Here is a 15,926-nt window from a genome sequence, read left to right on the forward strand (position 1 = left end):
CATTAGGCATTAGGCATTAGGCATTAGGCATTAGGCATTAGGCATTAGGCAAAATTAATAACTTTGAAGCTCTGGAGCTTTGAAACTTTGTAACTTTTAAACTTTTAACTTTTAACTTCGGTTTGAGCATCATAAACAACATAAACAAAGTATTCGATCACAGAATTAGATTGGGCATCATGTCCATACTAATGGTGAATGAGTATGCCGATTTTAATATGCTTAAAGAGCTCCTAGGCGCCACCGATGGCAATTTAGCAAGCCACACCAAAGCCTTGGAAACCGCTGAATATATTAGTGTTGAAAAACAGTTTATTGGCAGAAAACCAAATACCCGATACAGCACCACCAAACTAGGCGAATTGGAATTCAAAAAGCATATTGACGCCCTCGAAAAATTAATTAACAATCAATAATACATTTTTTTTATCATTCTACTTTGAAATACAAAGTACTTTAAAACAAAGAAATCATGGAAAACACAAACCCTCAACAAGGAAACAAATTTGGCAATTGGTTAAAAACATCTATCACGGCACGTATGCTCATGGTAGGCTTTTTAGTCATCATTTTATTGATACCGCTATCTTTTATTGAAAGTCTAATTCGCGAACGCTCGTTCAGGCAACAAGATGTCGTAAACGAAATAAATGATAAATGGGGAAACCATGTATTGGTTTATGGCCCTATTTTAAAACTTCCGTACCATACCTACTCCGAAACAAAAATCTACGATGAAAAAACAAAAACCTATTTAAAGGAAACCCAGACGCACGTTAATTTCGCTTACATATTTCCTGAAAAATTATCAACCGAGGTTCATGTGAATTCAAAAACATTGAATCGTGGCAACTTCGAATCGGCTGTATTCACCACCGATATGACCTTATCAGGATTCTACATTCCAACAGACTTAACTGATAAAGACATCAAACCCGAAGACATTGTTTGGGAAAAAGCAAGCATCATCTTGGAAACCTCAAATTTAAAAGGTATTAGAAATGAAGTGGTTTTAAAACTCAACAATAGCAACTACACGTTTCAAACCAACTATAATAATGACGATAAAAGCATGAATACCCGTTTAGATGTTTTAGAAACCGGTTTCTTAAACCAAACCCACATTAACGGTACCGAAAATGCAAACTTCCAAATAAAAATTTCCTTCAACGGAAGTAAACAAATCGAATTAATCCCCATTGGGAAAACAACCGATATGTTCATGAAATCCAATTGGGCCGACCCCAGTTTTATTGGCAACTATTTACCAAACGATGAAACCAAGGAAATCTCAAAAAACGGATTTAAAGCCGATTGGAAAGTCCTACACATAAACCGAGCCTTTTCGCAACAGCACCTAAACAAAATACCCAACCTTAGTGAATTTGCTTTCGGAACCAAGTTCATGGTTATGGTTGATGAATACAAAAAAAGCGAACGCTCAGCCAAATATGGCTTTTTGGTTATAGCCCTAACCTTTCTCATTTTCTTTTTAATTCAAACCCTTAGCAAAATAAACATCCATCCGTTTCAGTATTTAATGATTGGATTGGCACTCACCATGTTCTACACCTTGTTGGTATCCATTTCAGAACACAGCAATTTCTTAAAAGCCTATTTAATAGCAGGAACATCGGTCATCTTACTCATCACCTTATATTCAAAATCCATTTTAAAAACACTTAAATTCCCTCTATTTATCGGGCTTTCTCTCACGGCACTTTACACGTTTATCTACGTCATCATTCAGTTAGAAAACTATGCGCTTTTAGTAGGCAGTATTGGTCTATTCCTAATATTGGCCATCGTTATGTACGTATCCAGAAAAATAGATTGGAATAACGGATAAATTTATTAGTTAATTATTTGGGCGTTACCCCCGAAGAAAAATCGGGGGTCGCGCTTTCCGTTACAAGTCCTCGCTCCTTCGTCGCTGTGGGCTTTCCACTTCAAATGCGCAGCATTCACGATTTCATTAATTTAAAATAGAATGCATGAGTAACCGCTAACGCAAAAACCAGCCCATGAACATTTTTATAACAGCAAGCAAAACCATAGCAGCAAGTAGTTTCATTATTGGAACCATCTTATTTGCCCTCCAATTATTTTTTCGTCATTCTTATATGCTAGTGTATCCTGGAATCATATTTATAATAGTAGCAGTCATTTTAAATACAATAGCACTTTTAGGATTATTATTTTATTTAGTAGCAAAGCCAAAAGAAAAACTTGAAATAATAAAAACATGTGGTATGGTGCTTTTAAACATTCCTATCGCCATTGCCTATTTTATCATCCTTATCCATATAGAATTTCCATCAGAATTTTAATTTATGAAACTTCAATTCAACAAAACATATCTTGTCCTAGCCTTATTACTTTTCGCCACCGAAGCATGTATAGCCACATTCTTAAAAACGGGATTTATACGGCATACCTTTGGTGATTATTTGGTGGTCATTTTAATGTATTGCTTTTTAAAAAGCTTCATTAAAGGCTATCATTTTAAAATAGCCATGAGTGTATTAGCCTTTTCTTATGCTATAGAAGTTTTACAATTGGTTAATATTCTAAAACCGCTAAACCTAGAAAATAGTCATGTAGCAAAACTAATATTGGGTAGCACGTTTCATATTTCAGACTTAGTGGCTTACACCTTAGGAATTGTAAGTGTTTTAATTGTAGAAATGAGACTTAGTAAAATACTAAATGTTTAAACATCCCTGTTTTTCTCTTGTATGTTTCTAACTATTTGTGCTGCCATCCTTCTAGACACAAAACGATGAACAGTTGAAAGGCATTTATTTATCACTCCTGGTATGGCAACTATCTGCCCTTTTTGCATGGCATTATAGCCATATTGAGCTACTTTAGATGGGCATGCCATATTAAAACTAATTTTATTTTCCGACGTATTATTTGAAACCACTTTTTGAAACGATGTTTTTGTAGGCCCTGGGCATAGTGCTGTAACCGTTACACCCGTTCCTTTTAGTTCGTTAGCAATAGCTTCAGAAAAGGACAATAAATAAGATTTGGAAGCATAATAAATAGACATAAGCGGTCCTGGTTGAAAAGCCGCTAACGAAGACATATTCAGGATCTTTCCAGAGCCACGTTTTACCATGCCATCCAATATTAATTTAGTTAAGTGGGTTGTAGTTAAAACATGTACATATAACATGGCAGATTCACGCTCCCACTCGGTATTTGCAAAAGTGCCGAATAAACCAAATCCAGCATTATTAACCAAAACATCTACTGGAACATGATTGATTTCTTCCATGATTTCGGAAGCTACGTTAGACTTGCTTAAATCTTTTAATACGGTTGACACTTGGCACGAAAACTTTTTTTCAATTTCACTTTTTGCAGTTTGCAAACTTAAATTATCAATATCTATTAAGATTAAATTGTAATTATCTTTGGCCAACAACAGTGCTAATTCATAGCCTAATCCTGAAGCACCTCCAGTTATCAATGCGGTTCTCGTCATAAATTTAAGTTCCAATTAGAGGGAGAAATGAGGCGCAAATTTATTAATTTTCATTTATAAAATCTGGAAAATATCAAAAACGTTCATTAAACCTTCCGTTTTTGGTTGGTTCATGCTCCCAAAAGCGGTAAATGTTTTACCTTATGGTAGGTTAAAGCCAATAAAAAACAGTGTTTTAATTCCGTTTTAGGGATTTTATCGTCTAATTGAAACACGATGGCCCTATTGCCCTCAAATTGAAAAGTATCTTTATAAACGGTTTTAAATGTGGGTACAAGTTTTGAAGTACACTTAAAATATATGGCGTATTGATTGGGGTTTTTCTCTTTCCAATCCATTCTTATGGTGCTTCCATGCTTGGTTAAATAGCTTGGTTCTCCCCATTTAAGGGTTTCTTCAAGATCATCCAATCCATTAATTTTTTTAGCGGTTTCCAAAACCAAAGTCCTAAGCTCCAACATGTGTTTTTTAATCGTTTTTGGATAGTTGTTAAATACATCTTCAACCTTAGGATTACTGACAAATTGCATGTTATTTGTTTATTGGAATAATTATTGTTCTAATTTAACTGTATTTATATTGAATTGCAAAGTTTTTGATACCTTTGCAGCCCGCGTTAAGGGTTGAAGCGGCATCCTTTTGCTTTTTTGCAAAAGATATAGCGGAAAACCTGACGCACTTTTGCCATGAAAAGCAAAAGTGGGTAACGCCCAAATAAAAATTTACTATTTCATTAATATGGGGTCGACTGGTTTTGACAGCGAGATTAATTGAACGGTAAGCACGTGGTGCAATGATTTTGAAACACCTTAAAGACTAAATCGAACTTTAAACGGCGAGAATAACTACGCTTTAGCTGCTTAATCTGAATTTATAGTAAGATTAGCCTAGGTACACAAGGTGTACAAGCTTTATGTCTCCGGAAAGCCCTGATTGACGGCGTTCCTTTTTGAGGCATCGTAAATGTCAATATAGAAAGTAAAGTGCTTTGATTTGCTTTTGAAACTAAAGAAGCTAAGTTGTAACTAGGTTGTCTTTAACCAGGTTGCAGTCGAAAACCCAAGAAAAGAATAAACGTGTAGAAAGCCCTTTGGTTACTTGTTTGGACCCGAGTTCGAATCTCGGCGACTCCACAATTTGAGTTTTGCAACTCATAAATAAACCCTGTAAATATTTGATTTACAGGGTTTTTGTTTTTATAGTAATTTTTTTATTGAACATACTTTACAAACTAAATCCATAAGCTAACCGAACCATCAATTGTGCTAATCCGTTATCTACAACACCATCTTTCATGATAGGAAAGTTTTTTAGGAATTCGTACCTTAAACTAATATCTACATATTTGGTTGCGTAACCAACACTTGGGCAGAAAATCATGGAGTTTTCGTTATAATCTTTGGTTGTTGAAAAAGCACCACCTATTTCTCCCATGACATAAAATTCGTTTTTAAACAGAAAGGTTTTATAACCTACTTTAACGGGAACGTAGCTAAAATCTGCTTCATCTTTTAAAAATAGATTATTATAGCCAGCTGTTAAGCATAAGGAATAAGCACTAGAAATATTATATTGAAGTCGTACATCGGCACCTGCATTAAAATCGTAAGGCTCGTTTAAAGGCAAGCCTCCATTAAGACCTACACCAAATTTAAAATTTCGATTATAACCATCATCACTTTGTTGTGACATTGCAACATTACTATAAACAAATACGAATAATGCAATTAAAATTTTGGTAGTGTTTTTCATTATAAATTTGGAAGTTAGGATTTTACTTTTTTTGAAATTAAACTGGTTACACCGTATTGCAGTGCATAACCCAAAAGTTTTTTGAAAATTGATTTCGATTTTCCAAATAATATTTTTTTGGATAAAAATCCTCCTGTAAGGCTTAAAGCTGTTTTAATGAAATTGGATTTTAAATCGGGTTCATCTTGAAAATCATTAAACGTATCTTTAATGATGTTGATAGGTTTCATGCTGTTTGTAGTAAGTTCCAGCTGCCATTTCAATGCCTCATATTTTTCCTTTTTTTCAATTTCCAAGCGTGAAATTGCAATATCCAATGCTGTATTTTGATCTTTATAGTACCCCATCTTCTTCGGTTTTTATATTATTAGATCTCTTTTTTTCTTCTAACAGTTTCGAAATAATCATATTGGTTATAGGCACTTTAATTATTTTATTTCTAGAAACGCTAAGAATAACTGTTATTAATAGATAGATACCGGAAACAACAAGAAAACCTAGATAATCTTTACCTAACAGATCTCCTATATATAGGCCTAAGCTTATGTTTACAAATAGAAGAAACATTGCAACACCCAAAAAAATTATTAACCTAACAACTAAGGATGAAACTACATCGGCAGTTTTATCAATGGTTCGCAGTTTAACCAATTCAACATTAATTTCTGCATAATCTTTAGCTTTTTCATAAAGCGATTCTATGTTTGTTGCAATGTTGTTCATAATCTCTATTCTTATTTGTTCATTTGCTCTCTCACGGTTCTAATATCTTCTTTGATATGTTCTTTTCCTTCATTGGCCAGTTGTTCGCCTTTGTTAATGATAGACTCCCCTTTGCTAACAACAGAATTGTATTTTTCTGAAACTGTTTCAATCACCTCATTCAGAGTGTCTTTAGCTTTATTTTTAATATCAGTACTCTTTTTAGCGATTTTATTTCTTGTGTTTGCACCTTTATCTGGGGCAAATAAAACTCCTAACGCTGCACCTACCGCAACGCCTCCCAATAAACTAACAATTGCTTTACTTGTTTTCATTTTCTTATTTTTTTAATTAATATTTTGTGTTAAAAATTTTGTATTACAAAGATGCGACACAATACCACTAAACTTATTACATCATATTTTATATCTGTTACAAAATTTCCATTTTCATAAAAAAAAACCAACTTCAAAATATGTAAAAAACTTGTTTAGGTTAATCAAAATATCGTTAAAGCACATCTATAACATATTCTGTAAATACCTTTATAACATCTTAATAGCATAAGATTAAAAATTATTAATTAAAAAAATTTGAACATGAAGTTGAGAAACAAAACAGTAGCCATATTAGCTACAGACGGATTTGAAAAATCCGAATTATTTGAACCTTTGAATGCCCTTAAAAATGAAGGCGCTGAAGTACATATTATTTCATTAAAAAATGGAAACATCACCAGTTGGGACGACAAAGACTGGGGAGCATCCATAGAAGTTGATAAACTAATAACAAATGCCAATGCTTCCGATTATAATGGATTGGTACTTCCCGGAGGTGTTATTAATCCTGACTTATTACGTGTTAATAAACAAGCCTTAGACTTTATTAGAAACTTCTTTAAAGAAAAGAAACCAGTGGCAGCCATTTGTCATGCACCGTGGCTTTTAATTAGTGCCGGGGTTATTGAAAACAGAACAGTTACCTCATATAAAAGTATTAAAGACGATGTTGTAAATGCTGGCGCCAACTGGCAAGATAAAGAGGTTGTAGTAGATGCTGGATTGATAACCAGCAGAAATCCTAAAGATTTACCTGCTTTCATCAAAAAAGTTATTGAAGAAATAGCTGAAGGCAAACACGAAGATCAAGTTATAAATGCTTAATGCAATTATGAAATATCATTGAAATACAAAGAGGAGTTACACACTCCTCTTTATTATGCTTAAGTCTTAAAATTATGAATATAATAGGAAACATTATTAAAGGTGTTATAGATATCACTGAAAAGTTAACACCAGAATCCAGTCCGTCGGACAATCAAAAAGAGGTTTTAAATAAATTATTAAGTAAAGCCAAAGATACTGCCTTTGGTAAATTTTATAGTTTTGAAGACATACTAGAATCTGATGATATCCAAAAAAGTTTTTCCAATAAAATTCCATACTTCGATTATAATAAAATAAATGAGGAATGGTGGAGCAAACTTCATGAGGGCGACACCAATGTTACATGGCCAGACAATCCTGATTATTATGCCTTAAGTTCGGGAACTACTGGTAAAACCAGTAAGCGAATTCCTGTTACCGAGGATATGATTGAGAGCATTAAATCTGCAGGCATTTCCCAAATTATCGCTTTAAGTCATTTTGATTTGCCAGCAACTTTTTTTGATAAAGGCATTTTGATGTTAGGGAGTTCTACCGATTTAATTGAAAAAGACGATCATTTAGAAGGCGAAATTAGTGGCATAAGTGCCCATAATATTCCGTCATGGTTTAGAGGTTACTACAAACCTGGAGAGAAAATTGCCAAAATTGATGATTGGGACAAACGTGTTAAGAAAATTGCCAAAAAAGCCAAAGAATGGGATATTGGGGCCATAAGTGGCATCCCTTCATGGATTGAACTGATGTTACAAGAAGTGATTGATTACAACAAAATAAATAATATTCATGACATTTGGCCAAACCTAGAAGTCTACACTTCGGGCGGTGTTGCTTTTGGACCTTACGAAAAAAGTTTTAATGCACTTTTGGGGCGTCCTATAACCATTATTGACACCTATTTAGCTTCTGAAGGTTTTATAGCCTTTCAAGCAAGGCCAGAAACCGATGCCATGCAATTGGTTACCGATGGCGGTATTTATTTTGAGTTTGTTCCTTTTAAACCAGAATATATCAATCAAGATGGTTCTTTGGTTGCGCATGCTCCTGCCCTTACATTAAACGAAGTAGCATTAAATACAGACTATGTACTCATTATCAGTACGGTATCTGGCACATGGCGTTACATTATTGGCGATACGATTGAGTTTACGGATATTGAACGCGCTGAAATAAAAATAACGGGGCGTACTAAATTCTTCTTGAATACGGTGGGGTCTCAACTTTCTGTTAATAAATTAGATGATGCCGTTAAACATTTAGAAGAACACTATAACATCAAAATTAAGGAATACACCATTTGTGCAAAACGCTATGATGGTGAGTTTTACCACAGTTGGTATTTTGGTACCGAAGACCTTATTGAAGCAGACCAACTTGCCCAAACCATTGACGAATACTTGAAAAACGCAAACAAAAATTACCGCGTAGCGCGTTCTAAGGCTTTAAAAGGCGTAAAAGTTAAAACAGTTCCTCCTTCAACCTTTCACGATTGGAGTGCTGCCAATAAAAAGAAAGGCGGACAGGTTAAAATGGAACGTGTTATGAATGAAGATAAATTTGAGGAATGGGAAACATTTGCAACTAATAATTAACTATTTAAGGCAATTCTGAAAGTTTTGCCTTTTCATCCCGTTCTTCAACAAGAATCATTATTTCTTCTGGAGATAGGTAAAACCGTTTTATTCTATTGGTATAAATTTCAGGGAAACCAGCTTCGTTCAAAATGAAATTTTTAGTAGCAAGAATGTAATCTTCCATACCATGAATTACAGCAAAAGTATCTGCACTCCGTTCTGCCCTTTTCATTGCTTTTTCTGAAAATAAATAAGCTAAACCGAAGCCTATAAGGTTTAAACCACTTCTAAATTGGTAATCCATTATATGCCCCAATTCGTGCCCTAGCCAACCAATAAGTACTTTTGATGGAATGTTTTTAGTATAATAAATAGTATCAGCAATTATAAAACTTTCACTAATTAATACTTTGTACTTGCGTTTTGACTTAGAACAAAAAATACTCCAAAAATTAGGCTGTGCCTGCATGGTCGATTTTTTAATTTTATTCTTGAATTTAAATTCTATGGGTATTTCGGCTAACTCGGGGTAGTGAGATAATGCGATTTCAACTTCATTTGCAATAGATTCAGGATACGTATGTTGAGCGTTCAAAAAATAAAAATTTATAAAGATTAATAATAAAATGAAATGAATTTTCATTGTGCTTTTTTTATAATAAAGGACTAAAAAATTTGGCTAACCCCTCAATGAATTTTTGGATTTTAGATCTGTTTTTAAATTCTTCATAGGACAATTTATCGGCATTGGAACATTCTTTATTAAATTCATCTAAAATTTGAGCAGTAATAGTACTATCATAAATAAGCGCATTGGTTTCAAAATTATGCTCAAAACTTCTTTGGTCAAAATTTCCAGAACCAACGGATGCTATTTCATTATCTATAATAATTACTTTACTGTGCGAAAAACAATCGCGTACGTACACATTGATGCCCACAGATAAGAATTCTTCAAAATTAGAAAACATGGAATAGGTTGCCAGTATAGAATCTCCCTTTTTAGGTACCAATAGATTTACTTCAACACCACTTTGTGCTGCAATAACCAATGCTTGCAAAACAGCACTACCAGGAATAAAATAAGGGTTTGCTATAAAAATATTAGTTTCAGCAAGACTTATCATGGCAATGTATTGCTGCATGATAGCTGGTTGATTGGAATCTGGACCACTTGTTACAATCTGCACCGATGAATTCCCTATTTTTTTAGGTTCTGGGAGATATTTAGAATCTAATAGCAATCTTTTCTTACTGGAAAAATGGTAGTCTTTTATAAAAACTCGGTGTAAACTATTAACAACCGGTCCTTCCAATTGTACATGCAAGTCTTTCCAAACACCAAGATCTGATATAGGTTTAATATATTTATCTGAAACATTAACGCCTCCTGTGAAGCCAATTTTTCCATCTATAATAATTATTTTTCGATGGTTTCTATAGTTTAAAGTAAACAGGAGATTACCAAACCTAATGGGCATCATTGGGTATGCCTTTACGCCAATATCACGAAAACGTTTTTTCAATTTCCCACTAAATGAAAAGCTGCCAAAGGAATCATAAATCATGCGTATTTCAACACCTTCTTTTATTTTGGCTTTAAACAATTCATAAAATTTATCTTGTAATTCACCCTTTTCAAAAATGTAATATTGTACATGTATAAATTTTTCGGCTTTTTCTATAGCTTTAAAAATAGCCTCAAAAGCCTCTTTTCCCGTGTTAAGAATTTCGACTTTGTTTCCTTGTAAGGCATATAAATAGGTAGCATTGAGAATTAGTTTGGAGAGCTTCTTTGATTTTTGAGATGCAAAATCACTTTCAAATTTATCCCTTAATTCTTTTTCATTTTCAATATTATAGAGATTTTCCTTTTGAGACCTCTTTAGTCTGAAAAACTTAAATTTTCTCCTATTAACACCAAATAAATAGTACAATAACGGGCCTGCAAACGGGAACATGATAATAGTAAATACCCAACTTAAAGATTTGGTAGCCCTAGAACCATACATAATTACGCTATAAATAGCCCACAAGCTTACGATAAGGTATAAAATGAGGAATAATTTATTCATATCAGTAAATATGCTATAAAGGGTTTTTTCTTGTTTTGAGTTATTGAAACAACTTCATTATCAAATTAATAACTAAATTTATAAAGTTATAAACTTTATTGATTTTAAAATTAACACAATAAAGTTCTGAACACAAAATTACACCACCAGTTGACTCTATTTTTTGGGTTAGTATCATTTGCGATTGGGTTAATTTGTTTAAGAATTATATATTTTATTTGTAATATACCTTAAATGAATATAAACAAATGGGCATGATAGCTACTAATAATAACGAGATTAAACTTTACTACAGCTCTGAAACTTCTATTGGAAAACAGACGTATGCTTATGTTGTTTCATCTGAAAAAAAAGTATTAGGAGTTGATATTTCCAAAACAAAAGTACCAGGTAGCCATTGGGTAGAAATTGCTGATGGTTTGAATATAGAAATACAGAAATTAATAAATATGGAGCACCCCGATTTTATTAAACAATACGGAGATAAGTGTATTGATTTAGACCAACACGATTGGCTTCGTATTTTAGAAAAACATCCTGAAACCTTGGCGTTTCCTGTGGTTATAATGGAAGGGAAATTTATTGCAATACACTCTCCATCTGACTTTGCAAAATACTTAAACCCAGATACCACAAAGCAATAAACACACGACCTAATGATAATTGTATGACCAACAAGCGCCATAAAAATATTAAGCTATTCCTGTTTTTAATACTTTTATTTACGTTTGTTTATTTCATATTGCAATGGTGGTCAAAAAATTATGTACAAGATTTATTAAGTGAAAAACTCCCTTCTCATTTTGTACTAATGTATACCGATTTAGATGTTAATATATTGAGTGGCTCTGTGGTATTACTCAATCCATCTCTTAAAATCTCCAACAAGGATACACTTCAAAATCACACCGATTTAAAATTAGAATCACTACAATTAAAAGGAATTGGTTATTGGGACATCCTGTTTAATGAAACGCTTTCGATAAAAAACATCTTATTAAAAAATCCGAAGCTTCATCATTATCCTTACAAGAAGATGTCTTCAAAAAAAACGAATAACAATGCCAACAATAAAGGCATCAAAACCATAAAATTTGATGAATTAAATATTACCAATGGCAACATCCATATTATGAAACAAAGTGTGGATAGCATTAAAATTTCCGTATCATCTTTCGATTTAAAAATTTCAGAAAGCCACATAAATTTACTTGCTGATAATAAGAAGTCTATAAATTATAACCGCTATAATTTAATAGCAAAAAATATAATTCTGGGTAAAAGTGATTATGAAACATTTAAGGTAGATCATTTAAACGCCGATGAAAAAAAGTGGGAAATAGAAAATCTACAAATCATTCCTAAATACACAAAACGTGAACTTTCAAGACATGTAAGTAAAGAACGTGATTATATAAATTTGAATATTCCGAAAGTTATATTAAATAATTTAGATTTTAATTTTGATGAAGAACGCTTTGGAGTAACAATAAATTCGGCTGAAATAGAAAAGCCCAACCTAGAAATCTACAGAGATAAATTATTGCCAGACGATTTAACAACGAAGCCGCTTTACAGCAAATCTTTGAGAAAGTTGAATTTTGATTTGGCAGTAAACAAAACAGAAATAAAAAACGGGTATATATCCTATGCTGAATTGGTTGAACCAGATAAAAAAGCTGGTAAATTGTTTTTCAATAAGGTGGATGCCACTATAAACCATTTAACCAACGATAAAAACGCCCAAGAAACAGCAATTAAAATACACTCATCACTTATGGGAAAAGCTCCTTTAGAATTAAATTGGAATTTTGACGTTAATAATGCCTCTGACGCTTTTAACATCTCTGGAGCAGTAAGTGATTTACCTGCCGAAGATCTCAACCCATTCTTTAAACCAAACTTGAATGCGCTTGCTGAAGGCACACTCCAACAAATGTATTTTACTTTTTATGGAAACACCACCAAATCTAAAGGTGAAATAAAAATGAAGTATGAAGATTTCAAATTTGAAATACTCCAAAAAAACGGTTTCAAAATAAATAAAGTTTTAACCGCTATAGGGAATATTTTCATTAATGATGGGTCTGCAACCGATGCTGAAGGATTTCGCCACGGAGCTATAGAAGCACAACGAAATGTAACCAAATCATTTTTTAATTATTTGTGGATTAATGTAAAAAGCGGTTTGGTTAGTACCCTTACGGGCAATGGAAAAAAGAAATAAAATTTACATAAATGAAAATTAATAGATATATAAGAAGAGCTATTATAGGTGGAATTATTTCCCTACTTTTCATCCTTTTAGGAACTTTCCTTTTAGGAAAATTAAGTGGTTATGAAGCTAAAGTGCTTATCAAAAATTCGCTTTCCGGCATTAATACACTTTGTAATACTATTGCATTAGCATCAGCTACTATTTTAGCTTTATTATTAACTGTGTTAAGTATTAGTTCAGATTCCAAATCTAAACTTAAAAAAGACCATTATAAGCAAGTTCTTCAAATAGCTAAATTAGACACGGTGGTATTTATAGCCTCCATCATGTCTTTTATATTGTTAAACCTTCCTATTACGGAGTCGGACACTGTGCCTAACAATTGGTTTAATTATATCTATTATATTTCTTTAGCTATTTCCAGCATTCTAACGGCAGGCCTTATTGTAGTGGTTTTAATGCTGTACGGAACTATTGTAAATATTATTAAAATAATAGGGCTTGGAATGAGCGATCATCCGTTAGCTGATATAGAGGAAGACGATGACTTAAAATGAGATTATATGCAAAAATACATTGCCTATAGCTTCTTGGAAAACAGCAAGATTTTACAGCTTTTTACGCCCTGTTATTAGTGAAATGATAAACAGAAAAATAAATATAAAGAATAAAGCTTTTGCTATGCTCGCAGCTCCAGCAGCAATACCACCAAAACCTAATATACCTGCAACAATAGCTAAAATAATGAATGTGATTGTCCAACGTAACATAATTTTAATTTTAAGATTAATAAATAAAAGTGAATTGATACTTACATATAAATCACTTAGTTACAACTCAAAGTTATAATATATTTAAAAGCTGAATTAACACTAATGATTCAGATATTAACACAATAACATATTTTCAATTTTGATTTCATTATCAATAAAAAAAGAGAAGTATGTTACTTCTCTTTTCCTGCCTTATTAAATGAAATTAAAAACTAATGTAAATCTTCTAGATTTTTAATGGTTCTTAAATCACTTTCAATAGCATCTTGCTGTTTAAGCAAAATGGTATGGGTACTAATGGGCAAAGACGTTTCATTAAGTACATCTTTATATTCTTGTACGGCTGCTCTCTCGCCTCTTATAGATTCTTCAAGCATAGATTCATCATTATCAAGAGAAAACAATGCTTTTATATCCATCCAGGTACGATGTGCTACTCCTGTGATGCTACCGCTATTATCGGCACGCTCTCCAAAAGATCTTATTTCATTATTCAATTCATATCCAAAATGATATCGTTCTTTCGATTTTCTTTCAAAATATTGTTTCAAATAGGTATTGTTTGTGTTTTCCGCGGCTGTTTTAAAACCCTTTTCAGCATCTTTTGTTTTTTCTAAAAGCGCATTTAATTTTTTACTTATGGTTTCTGTATATGTACTCATCATTTCTAATATTAAGTTTAACAATGTCTTAGCACAATTTATCCTTTACAACTGGCTTAACTCGTCGTCATCATTCCTTTTGATTTCACCTAGAATCTTTTTAGCTGTTTTATAAACCAGGAAACCCAGAGAAACTCCTATTAATATGTTGCTAATCATTCTTATTAAATAAATTGATTATCAAATTTATGATGATTAACTAACTTGTTTTAATTCATTTCAACTAAAAAATGACGTAATCAATTTATATTTAATAATAATTATTATGATATTTTTTAGTGGCAGATATAATTACTCACGCCCAAATCGATAATACTTCTGTAGTGGATGTTCTTTATTGTCCAGCAACTCTTTTATAACTTCCATACCAATAACAGAAAAAGTGATTCCGTTTCCACCAAAACCTAAAACAAAATAACTATGGGGGAAATCTGGATGTGCACCCATATATGGCAAACCGTCTTGGGTTTCACCAAATGTGCCTGCCCAAACAAAATCGGTTCTAAACTGATAATTTGGTAATAAGTCTTTTAATTTTATGGTTAGTTTTTTGTTTTTGGCATTTAATAAGCCATCCCTCTTTTTATCATCTACAAAATCTTCATCTTCCCCACCTATTAAAATTCTATTATCGTCGGTGGTTCTCATGTATAAATAAGGGTCTGCGGTATTCCAAAAAAGGGTATCGTTTAAGTGTGATTGATCATCATCATTTCGTTCACCAATAATAGCGTAGGTTGAAAGCAATTTTACAAATGGTTCTTTTATAAGTTCGGTACTTTCAAAACCGTTGCAATAGATAACTTTCTTTGCTTTAACGGTGTTTCCAAATTCTGTTTTAATGTGCACACCATTTTTGGTATGTTTAAATGAAGTAATTTCAGTTTTATCAAAAATTTGCAATCCTTTTTTATGGTTGTAGGTCAACAAATCGTGGGTCAATTTAAAAGCATCTACACTTCCGCCTTGTTTTGATAGGATACCACCATGCGTTTTTTTTAATTGATATTTATTTTCAATGTCTTTAGAAGAAAGCCATGAAACCGGCAAACCACAACTACGTCTAGCTTCAAACTCTTTTTTTAAGCCAACCACATCTTTTTTGTAGGCCGCGAAATAAAGGGACTCTTTCTTTTTAAAGCCGCAATCGGACTTTATTTTTCTTACTACCTTCTGTAATGCATCAATAGAATTGTAGCATGCCCAATAATTAGCTTCTGCCGCAGGTTTTCCTATCATTTCCGATAGTTTATATAAGGGAACATCAATTTCATATTGAAGCATACTGGTGGTTGCCGAGGTGCTTCCATTAGCCACTTCCCTTCTATCTATTAATGTCGTTTTATAACCCTCTGCAATACATTGGTGCGCTATTAAACTACCTGTAATGCCGCCTCCTATAATCAAAATATCAGTTTCAACATCTTCCTTTAATGAAGGATAAGATGCCAGTAAGCCATTTTTAATTAACCAAAAAGGTTCATTTGAAGTAAGGTCCATACAGGTTT

20 protein-coding genes and 1 other RNA gene are annotated in these 15,926 nt (G+C 32.8%); 10 read left to right on the forward strand and 11 right to left on the reverse strand.

Going from position 1 to position 15,926, the window contains the following annotated elements:
• Positions 1-122: 122 nt before the first annotated feature.
• The 4 genes from J8H85_RS07455 (at position 123) to J8H85_RS07470 (ending at position 2,717) form a co-directional block, all read left to right on the forward strand.
• Positions 123-416: a winged helix-turn-helix domain-containing protein gene (locus J8H85_RS07455; RefSeq protein ID WP_209654098.1), complete on the forward strand. Its 294-nt coding sequence runs from the start codon at positions 123-125 to the stop codon at positions 414-416.
• A gap of 56 nt (positions 417-472) precedes the next feature.
• The gene (creD, locus tag J8H85_RS07460; RefSeq protein WP_209654100.1) at positions 473-1,849 is read left to right on the forward strand and encodes a cell envelope integrity protein CreD; all 1,377 of its coding nucleotides are present in this window, start codon (positions 473-475) and stop codon (positions 1,847-1,849) included.
• Between the two features lie 175 nt (positions 1,850-2,024).
• Entirely contained in the window at positions 2,025-2,330 is a 306-nt protein-coding gene (locus J8H85_RS07465) for a hypothetical protein (protein ID WP_209654102.1), read from the forward strand.
• A gap of 3 nt (positions 2,331-2,333) precedes the next feature.
• Complete coding sequence (locus tag J8H85_RS07470; protein WP_209654104.1) at positions 2,334-2,717, forward strand: ribosomal maturation YjgA family protein; 384 nt, start codon at positions 2,334-2,336, stop codon at positions 2,715-2,717.
• Here the strand turns inward: J8H85_RS07470 and J8H85_RS07475 are convergent.
• Together J8H85_RS07475 and J8H85_RS07480 are read right to left on the reverse strand one after the other, a co-directional pair.
• Positions 2,714-3,496: an SDR family NAD(P)-dependent oxidoreductase gene (locus J8H85_RS07475; RefSeq protein ID WP_209654106.1), complete on the reverse strand. Its 783-nt coding sequence runs from the start codon at positions 3,494-3,496 to the stop codon at positions 2,714-2,716. The two genes, J8H85_RS07470 and J8H85_RS07475, sit on opposite strands and share 4 nt — an antisense overlap.
• A 110-nt stretch (positions 3,497-3,606) precedes the next feature.
• Positions 3,607-4,026, reverse strand: a complete 420-nt coding sequence (locus J8H85_RS07480; protein WP_209654108.1) for a DUF1801 domain-containing protein — start codon at positions 4,024-4,026, stop codon at positions 3,607-3,609.
• Positions 4,027-4,236: 210 nt separating this feature from the next.
• Here J8H85_RS07480 and ssrA point away from each other — a divergent pair.
• Positions 4,237-4,632, forward strand: a transfer-messenger RNA (tmRNA) gene (gene ssrA / locus J8H85_RS07485).
• 88 nt (positions 4,633-4,720) lie between these two features.
• Here ssrA and J8H85_RS07490 read toward each other — a convergent pair.
• Genes J8H85_RS07490 through J8H85_RS07505 form a run of 4 tightly spaced genes read right to left on the reverse strand, consistent with a single transcriptional unit; the run spans position 4,721 to position 6,285 of the window.
• Positions 4,721-5,248 (reverse strand): hypothetical protein, encoded by a 528-nt coding sequence (locus J8H85_RS07490; protein ID WP_209654110.1) that lies wholly within the window; start codon positions 5,246-5,248, stop codon positions 4,721-4,723.
• A gap of 14 nt (positions 5,249-5,262) precedes the next feature.
• Positions 5,263-5,595 (reverse strand): hypothetical protein, encoded by a 333-nt coding sequence (locus J8H85_RS07495; protein ID WP_209654112.1) that lies wholly within the window; start codon positions 5,593-5,595, stop codon positions 5,263-5,265.
• Positions 5,582-5,971, reverse strand: coding sequence for a hypothetical protein (locus tag J8H85_RS07500; protein ID WP_209654114.1), 390 nt, complete (start codon positions 5,969-5,971; stop codon positions 5,582-5,584). The genes J8H85_RS07495 and J8H85_RS07500 overlap by 14 nt, the downstream gene beginning before the upstream one ends.
• Before the next feature lie 11 nt (positions 5,972-5,982).
• The gene (locus J8H85_RS07505) at positions 5,983-6,285 is read right to left on the reverse strand and encodes a YtxH domain-containing protein (protein WP_209654116.1); all 303 of its coding nucleotides are present in this window, start codon (positions 6,283-6,285) and stop codon (positions 5,983-5,985) included.
• A gap of 264 nt (positions 6,286-6,549) precedes the next feature.
• Between J8H85_RS07505 and J8H85_RS07510 the strand changes: the two genes are divergently transcribed.
• Together J8H85_RS07510 and J8H85_RS07515 are read left to right on the forward strand one after the other, a co-directional pair.
• Positions 6,550-7,113 carry a type 1 glutamine amidotransferase domain-containing protein gene (locus tag J8H85_RS07510; protein ID WP_209654118.1) on the forward strand — a complete coding sequence of 188 codons (564 nt, stop codon included), beginning with the start codon at positions 6,550-6,552 and terminating at the stop codon, positions 7,111-7,113.
• Between the two features lie 74 nt (positions 7,114-7,187).
• On the forward strand, positions 7,188-8,708 hold the full coding sequence (locus J8H85_RS07515; protein ID WP_209654120.1) for a GH3 family domain-containing protein: 1,521 nt from the start codon (positions 7,188-7,190) through the stop codon (positions 8,706-8,708).
• 4 nt (positions 8,709-8,712) lie between these two features.
• Here the strand turns inward: J8H85_RS07515 and J8H85_RS07520 are convergent, their stop codons facing one another.
• Together J8H85_RS07520 and cls are read right to left on the reverse strand one after the other, a co-directional pair.
• Positions 8,713-9,285 carry a hypothetical protein gene (locus tag J8H85_RS07520; protein ID WP_317194991.1) on the reverse strand — a complete coding sequence of 191 codons (573 nt, stop codon included), beginning with the start codon at positions 9,283-9,285 and terminating at the stop codon, positions 8,713-8,715.
• A gap of 58 nt (positions 9,286-9,343) precedes the next feature.
• Positions 9,344-10,765, reverse strand: a complete 1,422-nt coding sequence (gene cls, locus J8H85_RS07525; protein WP_209654124.1) for a cardiolipin synthase — start codon at positions 10,763-10,765, stop codon at positions 9,344-9,346.
• 254 nt (positions 10,766-11,019) lie between these two features.
• On the opposite strand from cls, the gene J8H85_RS07530 reads away from it, so the two are divergent.
• From J8H85_RS07530 to J8H85_RS07540, 3 genes are read left to right on the forward strand one after another with little or no spacing between them, the layout of a single operon-like run.
• Entirely contained in the window at positions 11,020-11,409 is a 390-nt protein-coding gene (locus J8H85_RS07530; RefSeq protein ID WP_245243755.1) for an arsenate reductase family protein, read from the forward strand.
• Positions 11,410-11,432: 23 nt separating this feature from the next.
• Positions 11,433-12,992, forward strand: coding sequence for a DUF748 domain-containing protein (locus tag J8H85_RS07535; protein ID WP_209654127.1), 1,560 nt, complete (start codon positions 11,433-11,435; stop codon positions 12,990-12,992).
• 11 nt (positions 12,993-13,003) lie between these two features.
• Positions 13,004-13,540, forward strand: coding sequence for a hypothetical protein (locus J8H85_RS07540; RefSeq protein WP_209654129.1), 537 nt, complete (start codon positions 13,004-13,006; stop codon positions 13,538-13,540).
• 51 nt (positions 13,541-13,591) lie between these two features.
• Here the strand turns inward: J8H85_RS07540 and J8H85_RS07545 are convergent, their stop codons facing one another.
• From J8H85_RS07545 to J8H85_RS07555, 3 genes are all read right to left on the reverse strand, one after another.
• On the reverse strand, positions 13,592-13,753 hold the full coding sequence (locus tag J8H85_RS07545; RefSeq protein ID WP_209654131.1) for a DUF1328 family protein: 162 nt from the start codon (positions 13,751-13,753) through the stop codon (positions 13,592-13,594).
• Between the two features lie 215 nt (positions 13,754-13,968).
• Positions 13,969-14,421, reverse strand: coding sequence for a ferritin-like domain-containing protein (locus tag J8H85_RS07550; protein ID WP_317194992.1), 453 nt, complete (start codon positions 14,419-14,421; stop codon positions 13,969-13,971).
• Between the two features lie 288 nt (positions 14,422-14,709).
• The gene (locus tag J8H85_RS07555) at positions 14,710-15,918 is read right to left on the reverse strand and encodes an NAD(P)/FAD-dependent oxidoreductase (protein ID WP_209654133.1); all 1,209 of its coding nucleotides are present in this window, start codon (positions 15,916-15,918) and stop codon (positions 14,710-14,712) included.
• Positions 15,919-15,926 lie beyond the last annotated feature (8 nt).

The organism is Mariniflexile gromovii, assembly GCF_017814435.1.
GTDB classification, from domain to species: Bacteria; Bacteroidota; Bacteroidia; order Flavobacteriales; family Flavobacteriaceae; genus Mariniflexile; species Mariniflexile gromovii.

Coding starts and splice junctions, on each gene's coding strand:
- J8H85_RS07535 (WP_209654127.1), top strand. CDS start 11,433: ATGACCAACAAGCGCCATAAAAATATTAAGCTATTCCTGTTTTTAATA.
- J8H85_RS07540 (WP_209654129.1), top strand. CDS start 13,004: ATGAAAATTAATAGATATATAAGAAGAGCTATTATAGGTGGAATTATT.
- J8H85_RS07475 (WP_209654106.1), bottom strand. CDS start 3,496: ATGACGAGAACCGCATTGATAACTGGAGGTGCTTCAGGATTAGGCTAT.
- J8H85_RS07495 (WP_209654112.1), bottom strand. CDS start 5,595: ATGGGGTACTATAAAGATCAAAATACAGCATTGGATATTGCAATTTCA.
- creD (WP_209654100.1), top strand. CDS start 473: ATGGAAAACACAAACCCTCAACAAGGAAACAAATTTGGCAATTGGTTA.
- J8H85_RS07555 (WP_209654133.1), bottom strand. CDS start 15,918: ATGGACCTTACTTCAAATGAACCTTTTTGGTTAATTAAAAATGGCTTA.
- J8H85_RS07480 (WP_209654108.1), bottom strand. CDS start 4,026: ATGCAATTTGTCAGTAATCCTAAGGTTGAAGATGTATTTAACAACTAT.
- J8H85_RS07500 (WP_209654114.1), bottom strand. CDS start 5,971: ATGAACAACATTGCAACAAACATAGAATCGCTTTATGAAAAAGCTAAA.
- J8H85_RS07530 (WP_245243755.1), top strand. CDS start 11,020: ATGATAGCTACTAATAATAACGAGATTAAACTTTACTACAGCTCTGAA.
- J8H85_RS07510 (WP_209654118.1), top strand. CDS start 6,550: ATGAAGTTGAGAAACAAAACAGTAGCCATATTAGCTACAGACGGATTT.
- J8H85_RS07465 (WP_209654102.1), top strand. CDS start 2,025: ATGAACATTTTTATAACAGCAAGCAAAACCATAGCAGCAAGTAGTTTC.
- J8H85_RS07505 (WP_209654116.1), bottom strand. CDS start 6,285: ATGAAAACAAGTAAAGCAATTGTTAGTTTATTGGGAGGCGTTGCGGTA.
- J8H85_RS07545 (WP_209654131.1), bottom strand. CDS start 13,753: ATGTTACGTTGGACAATCACATTCATTATTTTAGCTATTGTTGCAGGT.
- J8H85_RS07490 (WP_209654110.1), bottom strand. CDS start 5,248: ATGAAAAACACTACCAAAATTTTAATTGCATTATTCGTATTTGTTTAT.
- J8H85_RS07470 (WP_209654104.1), top strand. CDS start 2,334: ATGAAACTTCAATTCAACAAAACATATCTTGTCCTAGCCTTATTACTT.
- J8H85_RS07550 (WP_317194992.1), bottom strand. CDS start 14,421: ATGATGAGTACATATACAGAAACCATAAGTAAAAAATTAAATGCGCTT.
- cls (WP_209654124.1), bottom strand. CDS start 10,765: ATGAATAAATTATTCCTCATTTTATACCTTATCGTAAGCTTGTGGGCT.
- J8H85_RS07515 (WP_209654120.1), top strand. CDS start 7,188: ATGAATATAATAGGAAACATTATTAAAGGTGTTATAGATATCACTGAA.